At 41.4% G+C, this 15,571-nt stretch carries 15 protein-coding genes and 2 pseudogenes; 7 read left to right on the top strand and 10 right to left on the bottom strand.

Translation table 11 applies throughout. From position 1 onward, the window contains the following. Positions 1-74 precede the first annotated feature (74 nt). The 9 genes and pseudogenes from MAE_RS02310 to MAE_RS02280 form a co-directional block, all read right to left on the bottom strand. Positions 75-512: a restriction endonuclease subunit S gene (locus MAE_RS02310; RefSeq protein ID WP_148204719.1), complete on the bottom strand. Its 438-nt coding sequence runs from the start codon at positions 510-512 to the stop codon at positions 75-77. 101 nt (positions 513-613) lie between these two features. Beyond that, the gene (locus tag MAE_RS34650; protein ID WP_231859784.1) at positions 614-988 is read right to left on the bottom strand and encodes a hypothetical protein; all 375 of its coding nucleotides are present in this window, start codon (positions 986-988) and stop codon (positions 614-616) included. Positions 989-1,025: 37 nt separating this feature from the next. Continuing rightward, positions 1,026-1,151: a hypothetical protein gene (locus MAE_RS35565; protein WP_269453960.1), complete on the bottom strand. Its 126-nt coding sequence runs from the start codon at positions 1,149-1,151 to the stop codon at positions 1,026-1,028. Between the two features lie 65 nt (positions 1,152-1,216). Beyond that, complete coding sequence (locus MAE_RS02300; protein ID WP_050766265.1) at positions 1,217-1,675, bottom strand: hypothetical protein; 459 nt, start codon at positions 1,673-1,675, stop codon at positions 1,217-1,219. A gap of 302 nt (positions 1,676-1,977) precedes the next feature. Then, the gene (locus tag MAE_RS02295; protein ID WP_012264142.1) at positions 1,978-2,397 is read right to left on the bottom strand and encodes an endonuclease domain-containing protein; all 420 of its coding nucleotides are present in this window, start codon (positions 2,395-2,397) and stop codon (positions 1,978-1,980) included. A gap of 35 nt (positions 2,398-2,432) precedes the next feature. Then, positions 2,433-3,593 carry an N-6 DNA methylase gene (locus tag MAE_RS34645; RefSeq protein WP_231859703.1) on the bottom strand — a complete coding sequence of 387 codons (1,161 nt, stop codon included), beginning with the start codon at positions 3,591-3,593 and terminating at the stop codon, positions 2,433-2,435. Positions 3,594-3,700: 107 nt separating this feature from the next. After that, entirely contained in the window at positions 3,701-4,579 is an 879-nt protein-coding gene (locus MAE_RS34640; RefSeq protein ID WP_012264140.1) for a type I restriction-modification system subunit M, read from the bottom strand. Between the two features lie 1,407 nt (positions 4,580-5,986). Continuing rightward, positions 5,987-7,645, bottom strand: a complete 1,659-nt coding sequence (locus tag MAE_RS02285) for an IS1634 family transposase (RefSeq protein WP_012264138.1) — start codon at positions 7,643-7,645, stop codon at positions 5,987-5,989. Between the two features lie 170 nt (positions 7,646-7,815). After that, positions 7,816-8,795 (bottom strand): annotated as a pseudogene (locus MAE_RS02280) (ISKra4 family transposase); the annotation flags it as partial. A 155-nt stretch (positions 8,796-8,950) separates the two neighbouring features. On the opposite strand from MAE_RS02280, the pseudogene MAE_RS31395 reads away from it, so the two are divergent. From MAE_RS31395 to MAE_RS33925, 7 genes and pseudogenes are all read left to right on the top strand, one after another. Continuing rightward, positions 8,951-9,262: pseudogene (locus MAE_RS31395) on the top strand (transposase); the annotation flags it as partial. 160 nt (positions 9,263-9,422) lie between these two features. Then, complete coding sequence (locus MAE_RS02265; protein ID WP_012264135.1) at positions 9,423-11,081, top strand: IS1634 family transposase; 1,659 nt, start codon at positions 9,423-9,425, stop codon at positions 11,079-11,081. Between the two features lie 464 nt (positions 11,082-11,545). Beyond that, on the top strand, positions 11,546-12,769 hold the full coding sequence (locus tag MAE_RS02260; protein ID WP_041803689.1) for a DHH family phosphoesterase: 1,224 nt from the start codon (positions 11,546-11,548) through the stop codon (positions 12,767-12,769). A gap of 52 nt (positions 12,770-12,821) precedes the next feature. Further along, on the top strand, positions 12,822-13,316 hold the full coding sequence (gene sixA, locus MAE_RS02255) for a phosphohistidine phosphatase SixA (protein WP_012264133.1): 495 nt from the start codon (positions 12,822-12,824) through the stop codon (positions 13,314-13,316). 68 nt (positions 13,317-13,384) lie between these two features. Then, positions 13,385-13,741 (top strand): hypothetical protein, encoded by a 357-nt coding sequence (locus MAE_RS02250; protein ID WP_002797815.1) that lies wholly within the window; start codon positions 13,385-13,387, stop codon positions 13,739-13,741. Positions 13,742-14,015: 274 nt separating this feature from the next. After that, positions 14,016-14,345: a type II toxin-antitoxin system VapC family toxin gene (locus MAE_RS02245; RefSeq protein ID WP_002797814.1), complete on the top strand. Its 330-nt coding sequence runs from the start codon at positions 14,016-14,018 to the stop codon at positions 14,343-14,345. Positions 14,346-14,478: 133 nt separating this feature from the next. Further along, the gene (locus MAE_RS33925; RefSeq protein ID WP_173351051.1) at positions 14,479-14,628 is read left to right on the top strand and encodes a hypothetical protein; all 150 of its coding nucleotides are present in this window, start codon (positions 14,479-14,481) and stop codon (positions 14,626-14,628) included. On the opposite strand, the gene MAE_RS02240 is transcribed toward MAE_RS33925, so the two are convergent. After that, positions 14,591-15,211, bottom strand: a complete 621-nt coding sequence (locus tag MAE_RS02240; RefSeq protein WP_012264131.1) for a PEP-CTERM sorting domain-containing protein — start codon at positions 15,209-15,211, stop codon at positions 14,591-14,593. The two genes, MAE_RS33925 and MAE_RS02240, sit on opposite strands and share 38 nt — an antisense overlap. Positions 15,212-15,571: the final 360 nt, after the last annotated feature.

Raw genomic sequence — 15,571 nt, 5'->3', positions numbered from 1 at the left:
TGCAGGGGAGTGGTTTATTTTATTAATATTGCCAATTTTCAGGGATTTTTACAGGTGCGATCGCTCTTTCGCCTCTACACCTCGATCTCTCCATTCATAAGTTTCGGAAGTAGTATGTCACGCGCTTGTTTTAGTTTTTGATTGTATTTATGCAATAGAGAGCGTTGTTTTAACGCTGGCTCGACTACATCATTAAATAATCTAAGAAGAGTTTTATTAGGAGTAAGTATATGCAAGCCTCTTAAAAATTTCAAACTAAAAAACTTTTGTGATGTTCCAGAAGACTGAATTTCCATTTTTCTTAAAGTAGCAGGATCGGAAAAATATAAAAATATAAAACTAGAATAGTTTTTGTCAAAAGGTTTAAATAAAGCTACATTTTTTATACTAAACTCGAATTCATTATCTACCAAAACCGTTGAACCTAATGTCCCGATATTTGAAAAAATTATATCTCCTGTTTCTGGTCTGCTCCTTTGCATAACCTTTTGATGGTCTTCATCAGTAATCACATAGTGGGACTTAGACAAAAAACAAATCGAGAAAAGCTTCAACTCCAATCCCCGCTTGGGATTTACTTCGAGAAGCCCAAAATCGCTGAAACCCAGATATATCAAGGAAAATCATAAATCGAGGTTAACCCTTTGTCCCGTAATGGTTTGAGCCTTTTTTGCTGACCGAAAACGCCTAAGTCCCAATAGCATTTAGAAAAATCAATAAAACCATCTGTTATATGTCTTCCAGTTACTAAATAGTATCCTTCATGTACGGGTTTAGGACTATCGTGAGTTCCATCAATCACATAACATAAATTAGTAATTTTTGTATTCTCCCACCCTTCAGGAATACCATCAATAATCGGGGTGTGTTCGTGTCCGGGGAAGCGTAAACGGACGAACCATTCCTTGTAAAGTAAGCGGGCTGAACGTTCTAATAACTCGATGCGGCGGCGATTATTTTCGATTAAATCATCATATTTGGAGAGGATATCGGCGATTTTCTGTTGAGTAATAATTGAAGGATAATCAACTATTATATTTTTGGCTCTTCGTTACTTGGTATGGTTCGATAGGGGGGCATAAATTGACTAAATCCTTATCTGGCAAAAGACTTAATTGATGAGTTCGCTTTAGATCAAAAACAATTGACAAAAATCGCTAAACGCCTTTCTATATAAGGGTTCCATCCCTTATAACCCCCGTCCATTGCATAACAATTACCGAAGAGCCATATTTTTTAAGTCGCTTCCCTTAATCCCTTTGACATTAGTTCCTGTTACTATAGCTCGTATAGCACCACTTCCTCTTAAAGATTTAAACCAGTAATAATAAAATTTAGGTAATGCCAAATTAGGATCTAGCCTAACCCGAATAATCGATGATTCAAAGGTGGTTTTCTCGATCATATTATCGATAAGTGAGCATTTACCAGCACCAGATTCTACTAAAGATCTTCGCCCGAATAGTAGATCGCCATTTTGTAAACAAAATCTATCGATCTCTGAATCGGTCATTGAAATACGTTTCATCGGCTGATCCGCAATAAAATCATATCCGAATAACTCACCCATATTTATAATTTTAATACCAGTGCCATGATTTTCTTGTGATTTATATATTCCATTTCTTGAAGGTTCTAAATACAGTTGTGAGAATACTATTCGTTGCCATTTCATATTCGTGAGGGTTCCTTATATTTATGCGATCAATTGAGAAGCATCGGGAATCACTGGTGGGAAGCGGGACTTTTTATCCCCCTAAATCCCCCTTTTCAAGGGGGACTTACGCAGCCATAGCGCCCGTCTCACCACCAGCACCCCTACCGCGCTCCGATTCCGATTCCGGTTCCCCCCTTGAAAAGGGGGGCTAGGGGGGATAGCCTTGAAAAGGGGGGCTAGGGGGGATAGCCTTGAAAAGGGGGGCTAGGGGGGATAGCCTTGAAAAGGGGGGCTAGGGGGGATAGCCTTGAAAAGGGGGGCTAGGGGGGATCACCAAGCTCCGTACAGACAGGAAGCGAAGAAATAAACCCCGATATTTTCTCACAAACCGCCTCGAAATCGTATTTAACCTCATCATTGGTGAAACGGATCACCGTTAATCCGTATCCCTCTAAAACCTTCGTTCTTCTAGCATCATAAGCCATTGCCTCCGGAGTAAGATGAACCTCCCCATCCACCTCGATCACTAATTTCAACTTCGGACAATAGAAATCAACGATAAAATGATCGATCGGTCGCTGTCGCCACATTTTTAAGGGAAATTGTCGGAGAAAAGCCCATAACTTTTTTTCTGTCGGTGTGGGATTTTTTCGCATTTCCTTGGCTCTAGGGACTAAATCGGGATTGTAGGGTAGAAAATAAACACCGTATTTTAATTTAGACACGATCGCTATCTCCATCGGTCTCCTTTAAGGAAATATACCCAAGTTCTTTTTTAAATTCCTAACCCTTCAAAATTCTTCGCAATTTCATCAGCTAAACGAATCGCCTCGGAGTTGAGATCATTTAACTCCAGATGAATTTCGCGTAACGTTTCCTCGAAATCGAAATCCTCATCTTCCTCCTCTGGGGAAACGCCTACATAGCGTCCGGGGGTTAAACTCCAATCATTCGCCTGTAACTCCTCGCGATCGACCACTTTAACCAACCCTTCCACATCCCGCAGCTTGGCATCGGGGAACCTTTCTAATAGCCAGTGAGCGTGACGGTAGAAACCACGAAGCGATTTAAGCTGTTCGATCGCATTCTGACGGCTTGTATCGGCTTCTTTGCGTAAGGTGTTGAGTTCGCGGGAATTCCACCACAGTTTACTATCTCTTGCCCCCAGATCCTTCTCGGCACGCTCGATCGCTCGACCTAATAACTTATTCACCAGATCCGCCTGTTTGCCCAGATCCCGGCTAAATTCGCCGTATTCGTGATAACAGCGGACAGCCTCGTGTAAAGTCTCTAAATCATCAGCGTTATAGGAAATCGGAGCGAAACCGGCGTATTTATCGATGTCATCTTTGAAAAGCTCAGATGCTGTTCGGAGTTCTAACCATGTTCCGTCTTTTTCATCGATGAGATTATAAAATTTCTCTAGGGCCTCGGTTAACTTGTCCAGATGCTCGCAATAGTTTTGTAAAAGAGCGATCGATCCCTGATACTCTCGATCGATACTCTGGCAATAACCGACAACCAAATCGATAAAACGCTTCGATTCACTCCGATAGAGCCAGACAATCGAGAGAATATTCTGTAACTGCTCTGGGCTAAAATCGTTGATCGTCCGGTTTACTTTCCGGTAAATATTGCGGGCATCGATCATTAATATCTTATCTTGAAGCTCGGCGGGTTTCCCTCGATTGAGAAACCACAACTCGCAGGGTACGGAGCGGGTATAGAAAAAGTTAGAGCGGATCGCGATCATTATGTCCACCGTTCCCGTCTCGATTAACTTCTGTCTTACCTTGCCTTCGTCTCTCCCGGCGCTGGAAGCTTGGGAAGACATGACAAAACCGGCTTTTCCTCGATCATTGAGATAGCTGTAGAAGTAACTGATCCATAGATAGTTACCGTTGGAAACTTTGTTACTTTTATTGACCCCCGGCAATCCGAAGGGTAAGCGCTCATCACCATCTACCTTACTAAGCTTAGACGCACTTACATTGCACTTTAATATCCTGGAACGCCTTGTAGATAGGGATACGAGTAGGAAACTTAAATGCGTCTAAGCTTATCCACCTCGTCCACGTTGAAGGGAGGATTGGCCATCACATAATCCACTTTCCCGGCCAATGCCAGCGGATCCTCGTAGTAGGTGATCGCTTTTTGGATATCCCCTTCTAAACCGTGAACCGCGAGATTCATCTTGGCTAAACGAATTGTGGTCGGATTCTTCTCTAACCCTTTAAAAGTTAACATCTGGGGATTGATGCGCTGTCTCTCAACGAAATGTGCGCTCTGGACAAACATTCCCCCCGAACCACAGGCAGGATCGAAAACCAATCCGTGATCGGGTTCTAAAACATTGGCGATCAAAGATACTAGAGAAACGGGAGTAAAAAACTCTCCGTTATCGTGAGCTTTGAGATTAGCGAATTGTGTTAGGAAATATTCATAAATTCGCCCGAAAATATCCCCATCGGCTTTTTTTAACTCTTCTGGGTTTAAAATCCGTAGTAAATTCCCTAATACCACGTTATCTAGTTCTTGGTATTCCGTTTTCGGTAAAATACCCCCTAAAGGTGGATAATCCCCCTCGATCGATAGCATTGCTTCCATTAAGGAGGTCGATCGATTGACGCTATCGGGGAGCGCCACCAGAAAATCGAACTGAGCTTTTTCTTGGAGATAGATCGCTCCTTTGCACAAGAAATCTTCTTTGGTTAAGGAGCGTGTTTTACCCCCTCGCTTCGGTAAATCCGCCTCTACCTCCCTCTTAACCTTGAGAAAACGACTGTAGGCATGACGAAGGAAAATCAAGCCCATAACGGGCAGAAAATACTCGTTACTGGCATAGTTAGAATTAGCGCGCAGAGTATCGGCCGCTTTCCATAGCTTTTTTTCGATCGCTTCGATGTTGTCCAGTTGGGCCATGAAATTTTACTCAAGAATTAGGTAGATGGTCGAGCCTGAAGGGAAAATTAAGGGGTTTGGTATAGTAAGCTGCCCGCGCATTTAAACCCACATTCCGCACCCTAATACCATTTTTCTAAAGTAATGGCAGAGATAGTTAATTACCCTCACCCCCCCCCAACCCCCCCCCTGACAGGTGTAGGTATTTTACAAGTAAGAGGAAGGGGAGTAGTAAAAAGCGTCAACGGGGGTGGGAGGGAAAGAACTCCAACGATGAAGGTGAATCGACAAACCTTTTAGTAAATCAGCAATTAGGGTAATAGAACCCACATTCCGCACCCTAGTCGGTTGAAACCAACAGTTGCTCTAGCCCTTGTATAGCTGGACTTCCCCCATACAGAAATACTAAAAAATCAACAAAACCCTTACTGCCTGGAGCTTCTCAGAAAAAATTGACAAGCCGCTACTGGGTACATTTTTCGCTTGAAAATGGCTGTACCGTTGACTGTATCTGGAGTAGAGCGATTCCGTAGAGTTGGCTGTATAGTGATCGCTAACCTCATTGTAACAGATGGTGTCATTAATCTCTAGAGTCAGCGATTCCCTCTGTAGCCATGTTTTTGATGGTTTTCTGCCCGGAAACAAGCTATAATGGTCGAAAGGTCAAATTTGAAAATTTTTGCCTCAAACCCTATCAGCGTAAGGACTTCAGGAGTTTGTGTCCAGTAGTCCATTAGTATTATATGGCTTTAACTCAGGCTCTATAAGACTTTTAGCCATAGCTAGTATGTTTATACGGGGGAAGTCCAGGTATAGTAAGACTTTTAGCGATTACTAAGAATCGTGAAGTGTCACACTCTAGTCAGCGCTCGCCAGCTTAATGAGAGTCCATCTCAATAATTTGGTATCAGAGCTATCAGATTTTTAGCGCCAATTGTGCATCTGCTGGGCAAACAAATTAGCCTGTAATTCAGAGCCGGCAATCGTTTTGACGATTTAGATAAAATTTTCAATGTGACACTTTAGGGTGCGGAATGTGGGTTTGTTGTTTAGCATTGTCTTTCGCTATGCTCCTCTAAATCTCTAGCTTGATTTTCTCGCCATGAGTGTGTGACTGCTCACCTCTTTGTAATAAACCTACACCTGTCAGGGTGGGAGAGGGGACTATGATGCCTGCCACGAATAAGGAAAAATGGTATAAGTGTCACAACGTCTCAAAAGAGGAAGGGGCGCGAGTCAAAATACTTATCTAGAGGAGTGAGTTGGCGGCAAGCTGCCGGCAACTAAGCCGAAAATTTCAGAGTTCCCCCGGTCATTCTCAATAAACAGTGCTTGTTGAGAATGACTAGGCAATCAGACTTAACATCTAGGGGGAGATGTTCCAGTTGCTCGCTTTGTTTTGTCACCCCTTGAAGTCAATCCATCTGGTCAAGATAAGAGATAATATTCCTGGCAAGGTTTGGGGAAAAATCTCAAAATGTTGCGCCTCTCATCCGTTAAGTTGCTAATCTTTTGATTGTCTTGAATACGGACGAGATGAATCCCTTGAAAGCCCTGAAATATCCAGCGTAACGTCGGTCGGTCAGTTAACTTACCCAACGGATTTTTCAGTCCCGTCTCCTGCTGTTTTAAACTTAAACGAAGTTGTCTTTGACCAATAGTATAAACCAGCAGGCACAAGCCCATGAGCATGGCCATGACCTCGATTCTATGGGGAGATTTGAGAAAGACACTGTGGGCAAAAAAGCAGGGGTCTTTGAGAAAAGAAAATCCTCTTTCCGGAGCTTGTTGCCCTTTATATTTTTTGAGTATATCCTCACTGCTTAATCGTTGTTTCTCCAAATCGTTAGTTGCTAAAACGAATCGTCCTGCTCGTTTCTTTAGCCTCTCAATGGCGGTCAAATTCAACTCTAATTCGGCTTGAACTTGATAGCTTTGAGAGGGCAAATCGTCTTTTGATTTGAGTTTTGACTGCTGAGACTCAGGCGGAATGAGATTGACTTTAATCTCCGTTAACTGATGAGATTTTAAGGAGTCAGATAATCCTTTGGCTATCGCCAACGCCACCGCTCTATTCTCAAATTCTCTTCGGGATAGTTGCCGGATTTTTTCTTGGGCAGAATTCTTTTCTTGCTCGATTTTTTTCTCTAATTTTTTCAAGTCTGATTCTTGTCTAGCTTGACTTTCAACTAGCAACCATCTTTGTTCTATCCCCCCATAGTTAGAGATGGTTTCCCGCCAGGAATAACCCGGTATTTCTGAATCGGTTAACTCTTTTTCTGAGATGCTATCAACCAACTCTTGAGCCTCTTTAATGCTTAATGGTACTCGAGACAACCAACGCATTTCTTTCATTAGTTTTAAATTCTCTTTGCTATAGAGGGCGCTATCGCCGACTATTAAACTGTCAAAGTCAACTTGTTTTTTAAATTCTCGGGCGATTTGACCAAAAACCGCTTTGTCCGCTTCATTTCCGTCCCCTACTTTCAGGAATAAAGGTACATCTCCATCCCCACTTACGATTAAGTCAATCATAAATTGTTTTAAGTCAGGTCTTCGGTCGCGGGAGTATCCGTAGGTAATTTTTATTGGCTGTTGTCTGGTTTCAATTTCTTCTCCCACTGCTCCTGATTTCAGGATTTCTACTGTTGGGTATTCCTTGTTATATTCTCCTTCTACTGATAGAGAAGTCGAATCTAAATGGGAGTTCTCGGTTGCTACACCAAATTTTTTCACGGCCGCTAAACTAATCAGTAGGAAAATGACCGAAACATTAAGTTGATAAAGTTTGTCCATTACTCGACCAATTTTATCATCATTCAGGTGTTTTGGTTCGATGCCCTCTCCCAGCAGATGTTCGGTTGCTTTATCTTCAAAAAATTGAGGAAATAAATACAAGGCTCGGGAGACAAATCCCAATCCATTCAGGATAATTGCTTTCACGACTTGCCCAGCTGTGACAATTTCTCCTCGCTCAATTGAGACTTGTTCGTTGATAATTTCAACGATTCCTATTTCATCGATAATTCCGGCTACTAATCCCAGATGGTCTAGATTTTTGACTTCAATTTCTGTTGATTGATTCATGGTCGAACAGTCCACTCGCCTCAGTTTTCCAACAATTCCTATTTTTTCATAATTAGGGGTCTCAAGACCCCCCTAGCGGCCACCGAGAAAACCTTCACCAGCTAGGTATTTTTACTCAAGTCTCTGGCGGGGGACAGCTTATGTGACAGTTGAGGGTGCGGAATGTGGGTTTTAAGACGATGAGCAATTTGTTTAATTTTTGATTCAACAGAGCCAGAGCCAATCGAAATGCCCTCTGCCTGCAAATAACCATAATTGACAATTCGATGTTTATGCTTGTTCAAATAAATAATAAAATTCTCCACTTGCGGCTCTGACCATCCCTCAAAACAGGAGATAGCAGCATCCACTTCCCCCTTCCATAGAAAACATTTTACCTCATCAATCCGCTGGAATGACCCGCCAACTTTATAGAGGTTTTCGATTAAATGATACCAATCCAATATTTCAATTCTTTCCTGTTTCTCTCCTATCTGACCAAATAAATTCCAGATACCATCATGTCCATCTCCTAAACAAATTAAAGGTTCAGCCAAAACTTGAGAATTAACCAAATCTAATAAAGCCGAGTTATTTTGAAAAAAGGCCGCTACCCCCAGTTGATGAAAACTCACTGCTTTATAATCACGCCAAATCAAGGCTTTTCCCTTGGCAGTTCTTAGTCGTACCTTACCGCCATCTATGCTCATTTCTTCCACTTCGACTTCTGGGTTAGACGGTAATTCTTCAAAAGCATAGCGATGCACGAGGCGTTGTTGGGTACTGTGAGAAACAGCAATCCCTGTCAATGATTTGATTTTCTGCGCCGATTTCTCGTAGGATTCATCGCCACTTAATAACAAACAGTTCTTCTCTAACATTGGACTCATCTGAGTCCGAGGCTTTACTTCTAACTTCTTCGCTTGTTTTTCTGTAATTGGTAATTCCCCCAAAATACTTTTCACTTTTCTCGTCCGACCGGCGGTTTCTTCTGTGCTTGTTTTGACAAAAAAATACCGATTTCTGGGTTGACATAATGAATCATTAAATCTCTGACTGTCTCCTCTATCTCTCCCAAGTTATTAAATTTCTTAATTGGGGATTGCTCATAGAGACATTGCCCTAACTCTTGACATAACTCTTTAATTCTTTTTTCATTTTCTGATAACATTGAATTATTCCTCCTATCGAGCCATATTCTGAATTGTAAGCTATAACTATTATAATCTCATTTCTCTTTGTGATCAAGTTGAAGATTTTCTAGTTGTTGACGGCTATAAGCATTAATACTCATTGCATAAGTGAGATGCTCCCAGAAATTTAGAAATTTGTCCTGATGTCGAAGAACTTTTGAAGTGGAGAAGGCAACTCTATAACGCCCTTGGTTCGAGACGCGAGACGGTCATGGAATTGCTGGATTCCCTCTCGTCGAATCGACAAGCTTCAACAGTTGCCGAATTATCTTTGAACCCTTTATTTCGTCGAGATTATAACAGTTTATATAAAGGGATTCAAGAGTTTTTACCAAGTCCAACAAATGACAATTATCAAAAAGCAGTTGATAGCTTATTATCAGTCGTTTCGGCTACTATTCCTCCCCCCGTTTCTAGACAATTCTATTTATTTGGAGCCCACATTCCGCACCCTCAACTGTCACATAAGCTGTCCCCCGCCAGAGACTTGAGTAAAAATACTTATCTGGTGAAGGTTTTCTCGGTGGCCGTTAGGGGGAGCTTGAGACCCCTAATTATGAAAAAATAGGAATTGTTGGAAAACTTAGGCAGTGGGCTGTTCGACCATGAATCAATCAACAGAAATTGAAGTCAAAAATCTAGACCATCTGGGATTAGTAGCCGGAATTATCGATGAAATAGGAATCGTTGAAATTATCAACGAACAAGTCTCAATTGAGCGAGGAGAAATTGTCACAGCGGGGCAAGTAGTGAAAGCAATTATCCTGAATGGATTGGGATTTGTCTCCCGAGCCTTGTATTTATTTCCTCAATTTTTTGAAGATAAAGCAACCGAACATCTGCTGGGAGAGGGCATCGAACCCAAGCACTTGAATGATGATAAAATTGGTCGAGTAATGGACAAACTTTATCAACTTAATGTTTCGGTCATTTTCCTACTCATCAGTTTAGCCGCCGTGAAAAAATTTGGTGTAGCAACCGAGAACTCCCATTTAGATTCGACTTCTCTATCAGTAGAAGGAGAATATAAAAAGGAATACCCAACAGTAGAAATCCTGAAATCAGGAGCAGTGGGAGAAGAAATTGAAACCAGACAACAGCCAATAAAAATTACCTACGGATACTCCCGCGACCGAAGACCTGACTTAAAACAATTTATGATTGACTTAATCGTAAGTGGGGATGGAGATGTACCTTTATTCCTGAAAGTATGGGACGGAAATGAAGCGGACAAAGCGGTTTTTGGTCAAATCGCCCGAGAATTTAAAAAACAAGTTGACTTTGACAGTTTAATAGTCGGCGATAGCGCCCTCTATAGCAAAGAGAATTTAAAACTAATGAAAGAAATGCGTTGGTTGTCTCGAGTACCATTAAGCATTAAAGAGGCTCAAGAGTTAGTCGATAGCATCTCAGAAAAAGAGTTAACCGATTCAGAAATACCGGGTTATTCCTGGCGGGAAACAAGCTCTAACTATGGGGGGATAGAACAAAGATGGTTGCTAGTTGAAAGTCAAGCTAGACAAGAATCAGACTTGAAAAAATTAGAGAAAAAAATCGAGCAGGAAAAGAATTCTGCCCAAGAAAAAATCCGGCAACTATCCCGAAGAGAATTTGAGAATAGAGCGGTGGCGTTGGCGATAGCCAAAGGATTATCTGACTCCTTAAAATCTCATCAGTTAACGGAGATTAAAGTCAATCTCATTCCGCCTGAGTCCCAGGGGTCAAAACTCAAATCAAAAGACGATTTACCCTCTCAAAGCTATCAAGTTCAAGCCGAATTAGAGTTGAATTTGACCGCCATTGAGAGGCTAAAGAAACGAGCAGGACGATTCGTTTTAGCAACTAACGATTTGGAGAAACAACGATTAAGCAGTGAGGATATACTCAAAAAATATAAAGGGCAACAAGCTCCGGAAAGAGGATTTTCTTTTCTCAAAGACCCCTGCTTTTTTGCCCACAGTGTCTTTCTCAAATCTCCCCATAGAATCGAGGTCATGGCCATGCTCATGGGCTTGTGCCTGCTGGTTTATACTATTGGTCAAAGACAACTTCGTTTAAGTTTAAAACAGCAGGAGACGGGACTGAAAAATCCGTTGGGTAAGTTAACTGACCGACCGACGTTACGCTGGATATTTCAGGGCTTTCAAGGGATTCATCTCGTCCGTATTCAAGACAATCAAAAGATTAGCAACTTAACGGATGAGAGGCGCAACATTTTGAGATTTTTCCCCAAACCTTGCCAGGAATATTATCTCTTATCTTGACCAGATGGATTGACTTCAAGGGGTGACAAAACAAAGCGAGCAACTGGAACATCTCCCCCTAGATGTTAAGTCTGATTGCCTAGTCATTCTCAACAAGCACTGTTTATTGAGAATGACCGGGGGAACTCTGAAATTTTCGGCTTAGTTGCCGGCAGCTTGCCGCCAACTCACTCCTCTAGATAAGTATTTTGACTCACGCCCCTTCCTCTTTTGAGACGTTGTGACACTTAGGGTGCGGAATGTGGGTTCTCAAGTAATGGCAGCGATGGTTAATTGCCCTAACTCCTCTCCCAGAACAAACGGCAGGGGTCTTTTGATAGACTAGAGTTATAGCCCCAGAGTAAGGAGCTAGGGGCGAGAAAAGCTTAATAATTGAGATGAACCGATCGAGCGAGAATATCGTCTAGAATTAATTAACTCAAAAAATCCTGACTGAATCTACCTTTAAGCGAACTTTTCTAAAAATGATGGCTGAATTACTGAGTCTAGTTCCTGCCAAGTCCCTCGAAACCGATGTAGTGGTAGGGGAAGCGTCGGCAGTATGTCCCCTTCCTCCAGTCACGGTTAGTAATGATACCCTACTTATTTCCCTAATCGATCGCCTGCGACGTACTTTGGAAAATCACCGCGGCGAAAATCAAATTGTGGTGATGCAGGATTTCCCGGATCCCGATGCTCTTTCTAGTGCCTGGGCCTATCAAATTATCGCCGAACAGTACGATATTCACTGTGATATAGTCTATGCGGGTACTCTCTCCCATCAGGAAAATGTCGCTTTGGTAAAACTAACGGGTTTACCGGCTAAACGTTGGGGAGTCCATACCCTCAAGGATAGAGATCTATCCGTTTATCACGGTTGTGTTTTTGTCGATGGTCAGGGAACCAATAGTCAGTTAACCACTCTGGTTAAACAGGCAAAAATTCCCATTATTGTCGTGATTGATCATCATACTCGCCAAGGGGATCTAGACGCAGAATTTGTCGATATTCGCCCCCAAATCCGGGCAACGGCGACGATGTTAACCCAATATATCCAAAAAGGGTTAATAAGTTTTAATAGTAGCGATACCATCCATGTTAAGTGTGCCACAGCCTTGATGCACGGATTGCGATCGGATACGAATAATTTAATGCAAGCGCAAGAATGTGAATTTATTGCTGCTGGTTATCTCAGTCGTTTCTACGATGCTCAATTATTAAACGCTGTCCTGCAATCGGCCAGATCCCGAAGGGTGATGGATGTGATTGAACGGGCCCTGAAAAACCGTATTATTAAAAATAATTATTCGATCGCCGGGGTCGGTTATTTGCGTTATGATGACCGAGATGCGATTCCCCAGGCTGCCGATTTTTTGGTGACAGAAGAAAATGTTCACACGGCTTTAGTTTACGGTATCGTTCACGATGAAGATGAGGATATCGAGTTAGTCATTGGTTCTATGCGTACCAGTAAAATTACCCTAGATCCCGATGAATTTCTCAAGGAAGCTTTCGGACAGGATAACCAAGGTCGCTTTTTTGGTGGTGGTCGTTATATGGCCGGAGGTTTTGAAATTCCTATCGGTTTCCTCGGTGGTTTTAATAATAATGCCGAATACGCAAAACTTAAGTGGGAACTGTATGACACCCAAATTAAACAGAAACTTTCCCATCTAGTTAACCCAGATGAAAAGGTAATTCGCACCTAGCTATTAGACCTCAGCTATCTGTTAACATTGCCAAGACCGACCTAACACTGATATGAAACTTTATTTTGTGCGTCATGGATTAGCAGGACAATCGGGGGATTATCTCAACGATGGGGAACGTCCTTTAACCGAGGAAGGTAAGGCAAAAACTGCTAAAATTGCCCAAAGATTAGGACAGTTGGGGGTGAAATTTGACCTAATTCTCACTTCTCCCCTGGTGCGTGCCGTGCAAACCGCCGAAATTTTGCAAAAAGCGGGTTTAAGCCGTAAAATTGAGCAATTTAATCCCCTATCTCCCAACGGCAATATTCAAGATTGGGTGCAATGGTGGCAAAAGTCGGACTATCAGCGAGAGGAAAACGCGATCGCAATGGTAGGCCACGAACCGGATTTAGGCTATTGGACGGAAATGCTAGTTTGGGGCAAGTTTCAAGGAAAATTATCGGTCAAAAAAGCGGGAATAATTGGTCTAGAGGTTCCCAATCAGGAAAATCCCCTAGGCAAGTGTGAGTTATTCTGGTTGACAGCCCCGAAATTACTCCTCTAGGAATTAACCTGGGTGTATCTATCCTTTTTGGGGACTACAATCGATGTTTAGTTAATAGTTAAAAAATCATGAACGATGTAGAATTACGCCAGTTATTAACTGAGAAGTTAGCAATTTTGTCCGCAGACAATCTTAATTTAGTTGGGCAATTTATTGATAAGTTAACTCATCAAGAGGCAGCAAACAAATCCGACAATTACCTAACAGAAAAAGCATTACAAAAATGGCAATTTTTAGTTAAAAATAACCAAGAAATGGACAATACAAATCCTTTAAGTGAAAATGAAATTAAGATAATTTGGCAATTTTTAAGTCAATCTCATCGATCTCGTCCGGTAGGATTAGCTAGAGGAGAATTTACCATCTCCGATGATTTCAACGAACCTTTACCAGAAGAAGTTTTAGACTTGTTTTATCCACAATGAGATTGTTACTAGATACACACATTTTTCTTTGGTTAATTAGTGTTTGCTCAATAAATCTTAAAACCTTGTTGGGTAAGACTTTTAGACTTTTTTCCCATCAAAAAGTGCCAGACATTGGGGTGATCGGGGGGGGAAAATTTAGGCACTTTTTCCCTGAAAATTAGGTAATTGACCCCCTGAAAATGGGTAAAACCCTACACCCTACACCCTACACCCCACACCCTGTCCCCAGGAAAAATTTTTTCAGCAAACCCTAATTAGTGATCATCCGCGCTTGTCTGAAAAAATATGCCGTCAGATAAAAAATAGCAATAACGAAGTTTTTTTGAGTGTAGTCTCTGTTTGGGAGTGCGTTATTAAGTATCAGTTAGGCAAATTAAATTTTCCTGAGCGTCCTGACCTATATCTTCCCAAAAAAAGAAAACAGCATTTAATTAACAGTTTAGTTATTGATGAAAAAAGCCTAGTACATTTAAAAGATTTACCACTCCTTCATAAAGATCCTTTTGACCGTCTTTTAATCTGTCAAGCTTTACAGCATAATTTAGTAGTGGCTACTGAAGATAATGCAATTTTAGCCTATCCTAACTTACAGTTTTTTTGAGTATCAATCAGGGACGTAAACATCATCACTCACGTCCCCTAAAAATATCAATTAACGGTTCTTCGGTTTGTCTTATGCAACGGACAGGGTTACAAGGAATGAAACTCTTATATAGAAAGACATTCGGGGATTTATGTCAATTGTTTTCGATCTAGAGCGAACTAATCAATTAAGTCTCTTGCCAGATAAGGATTTAGTCGATTTATGCCCCCCTATTGAACCATACCAAGTAACGAAGAACCCAATTAACCATCATTACTACTGTCTTGATTGCGCTTTTTAGACAGCAATACACCTAACCCTAATATTACTATTGCCAAAATTGTAGAAGGTTCGGGAATAGCTGTCGATGAACCCACTTGAACTATTTTTATAAACTGACTTTGATTACCAGAATAACTGGCAACACTGCCATCGCTAAAACCAGTTTGAGATAAATCAATATTAAGTACCAGACCAGAATTACCATTGCCGATTACTTGAAAATACAATAAACTAAAAGTATCCAATTGATTAATTCCTAGAGGTGAACCAATGCCCAAAAATGGTAAAGAACCGCCGACTAAGTTAGTAATTGAACCATTGGTATTGTCTAAGATTCCCGTGCGTCCAAAGGGGAAACTAGAGGTAACAAGAGGACTATTGATATCTGAGGGATTGAAAGGATTGTCGATGTTTTGAATTGAGCGAGGATCGAAGGATAAATTAATGGCACTGCTAGTGATACCGACCGGATTAATATCACTATTTTCCATTAAAATTTCTACAAAAAATCTATCGCCTACACGGAGAGGACTATTAATAATAGTTCCCACTAGGCCACTATTATCAGTTTTGAGGTTGAATTGAGTAGTCAGACTAGACATAATGTAGTTCTCCTGAGTTAAAAAAGTTAGCGAGTTAAAACAAATGCTACGCAAAGCAGCATTTATTCAAAAACCTGGCAAGGGAAGTCACACTAATGGGACTTAGGCGTTTTCGGTCAGCAAAAAAGGCTCAAACCATTACGGGACAAAGGGTTAACCTCGATTTATGATTTTCCTTGATATATCTGGGTTTCAGCGATTTTGGGCTTCTCGAAGTAAATCCCAAGCGGGGATTGGAGTTGAGGCTTTTCTCGATTTGTTTTTTGTCTAAGTCCCACTAACTGGGTACATCATCTGTACTCTGGTAAAGTTACTGTTTCTGGAAAAGACAGTGCCGATGCAAAGCTGTATCAAGAAAAA

Origin of the sequence: Microcystis aeruginosa NIES-843 (assembly GCF_000010625.1) — a bacterium.
Taxonomy (GTDB): Bacteria; Cyanobacteriota; Cyanobacteriia; order Cyanobacteriales; family Microcystaceae; genus Microcystis; species Microcystis aeruginosa.
Note: the sequence above shows the minus strand (reverse complement) of the source record. Positions and strands in the feature narration are given on the sequence as shown.

Coding starts and splice junctions, on each gene's coding strand:
- MAE_RS02265 (WP_012264135.1), top strand. CDS start 9,423: ATGAATCAATCAACAGAAATTGAAGTCAAAAATCTAGACCATCTGGGA.
- MAE_RS02300 (WP_050766265.1), bottom strand. CDS start 1,675: ATGAAATGGCAACGAATAGTATTCTCACAACTGTATTTAGAACCTTCA.
- MAE_RS33925 (WP_173351051.1), top strand. CDS start 14,479: ATGTCAATTGTTTTCGATCTAGAGCGAACTAATCAATTAAGTCTCTTG.
- MAE_RS02295 (WP_012264142.1), bottom strand. CDS start 2,397: ATGGAGATAGCGATCGTGTCTAAATTAAAATACGGTGTTTATTTTCTA.
- MAE_RS34640 (WP_012264140.1), bottom strand. CDS start 4,579: ATGGCCCAACTGGACAACATCGAAGCGATCGAAAAAAAGCTATGGAAA.
- sixA (WP_012264133.1), top strand. CDS start 12,822: ATGAAACTTTATTTTGTGCGTCATGGATTAGCAGGACAATCGGGGGAT.
- MAE_RS02250 (WP_002797815.1), top strand. CDS start 13,385: ATGAACGATGTAGAATTACGCCAGTTATTAACTGAGAAGTTAGCAATT.
- MAE_RS02285 (WP_012264138.1), bottom strand. CDS start 7,645: ATGAATCAATCAACAGAAATTGAAGTCAAAAATCTAGACCATCTGGGA.
- MAE_RS02260 (WP_041803689.1), top strand. CDS start 11,546: ATGATGGCTGAATTACTGAGTCTAGTTCCTGCCAAGTCCCTCGAAACC.
- MAE_RS02240 (WP_012264131.1), bottom strand. CDS start 15,211: ATGTCTAGTCTGACTACTCAATTCAACCTCAAAACTGATAATAGTGGC.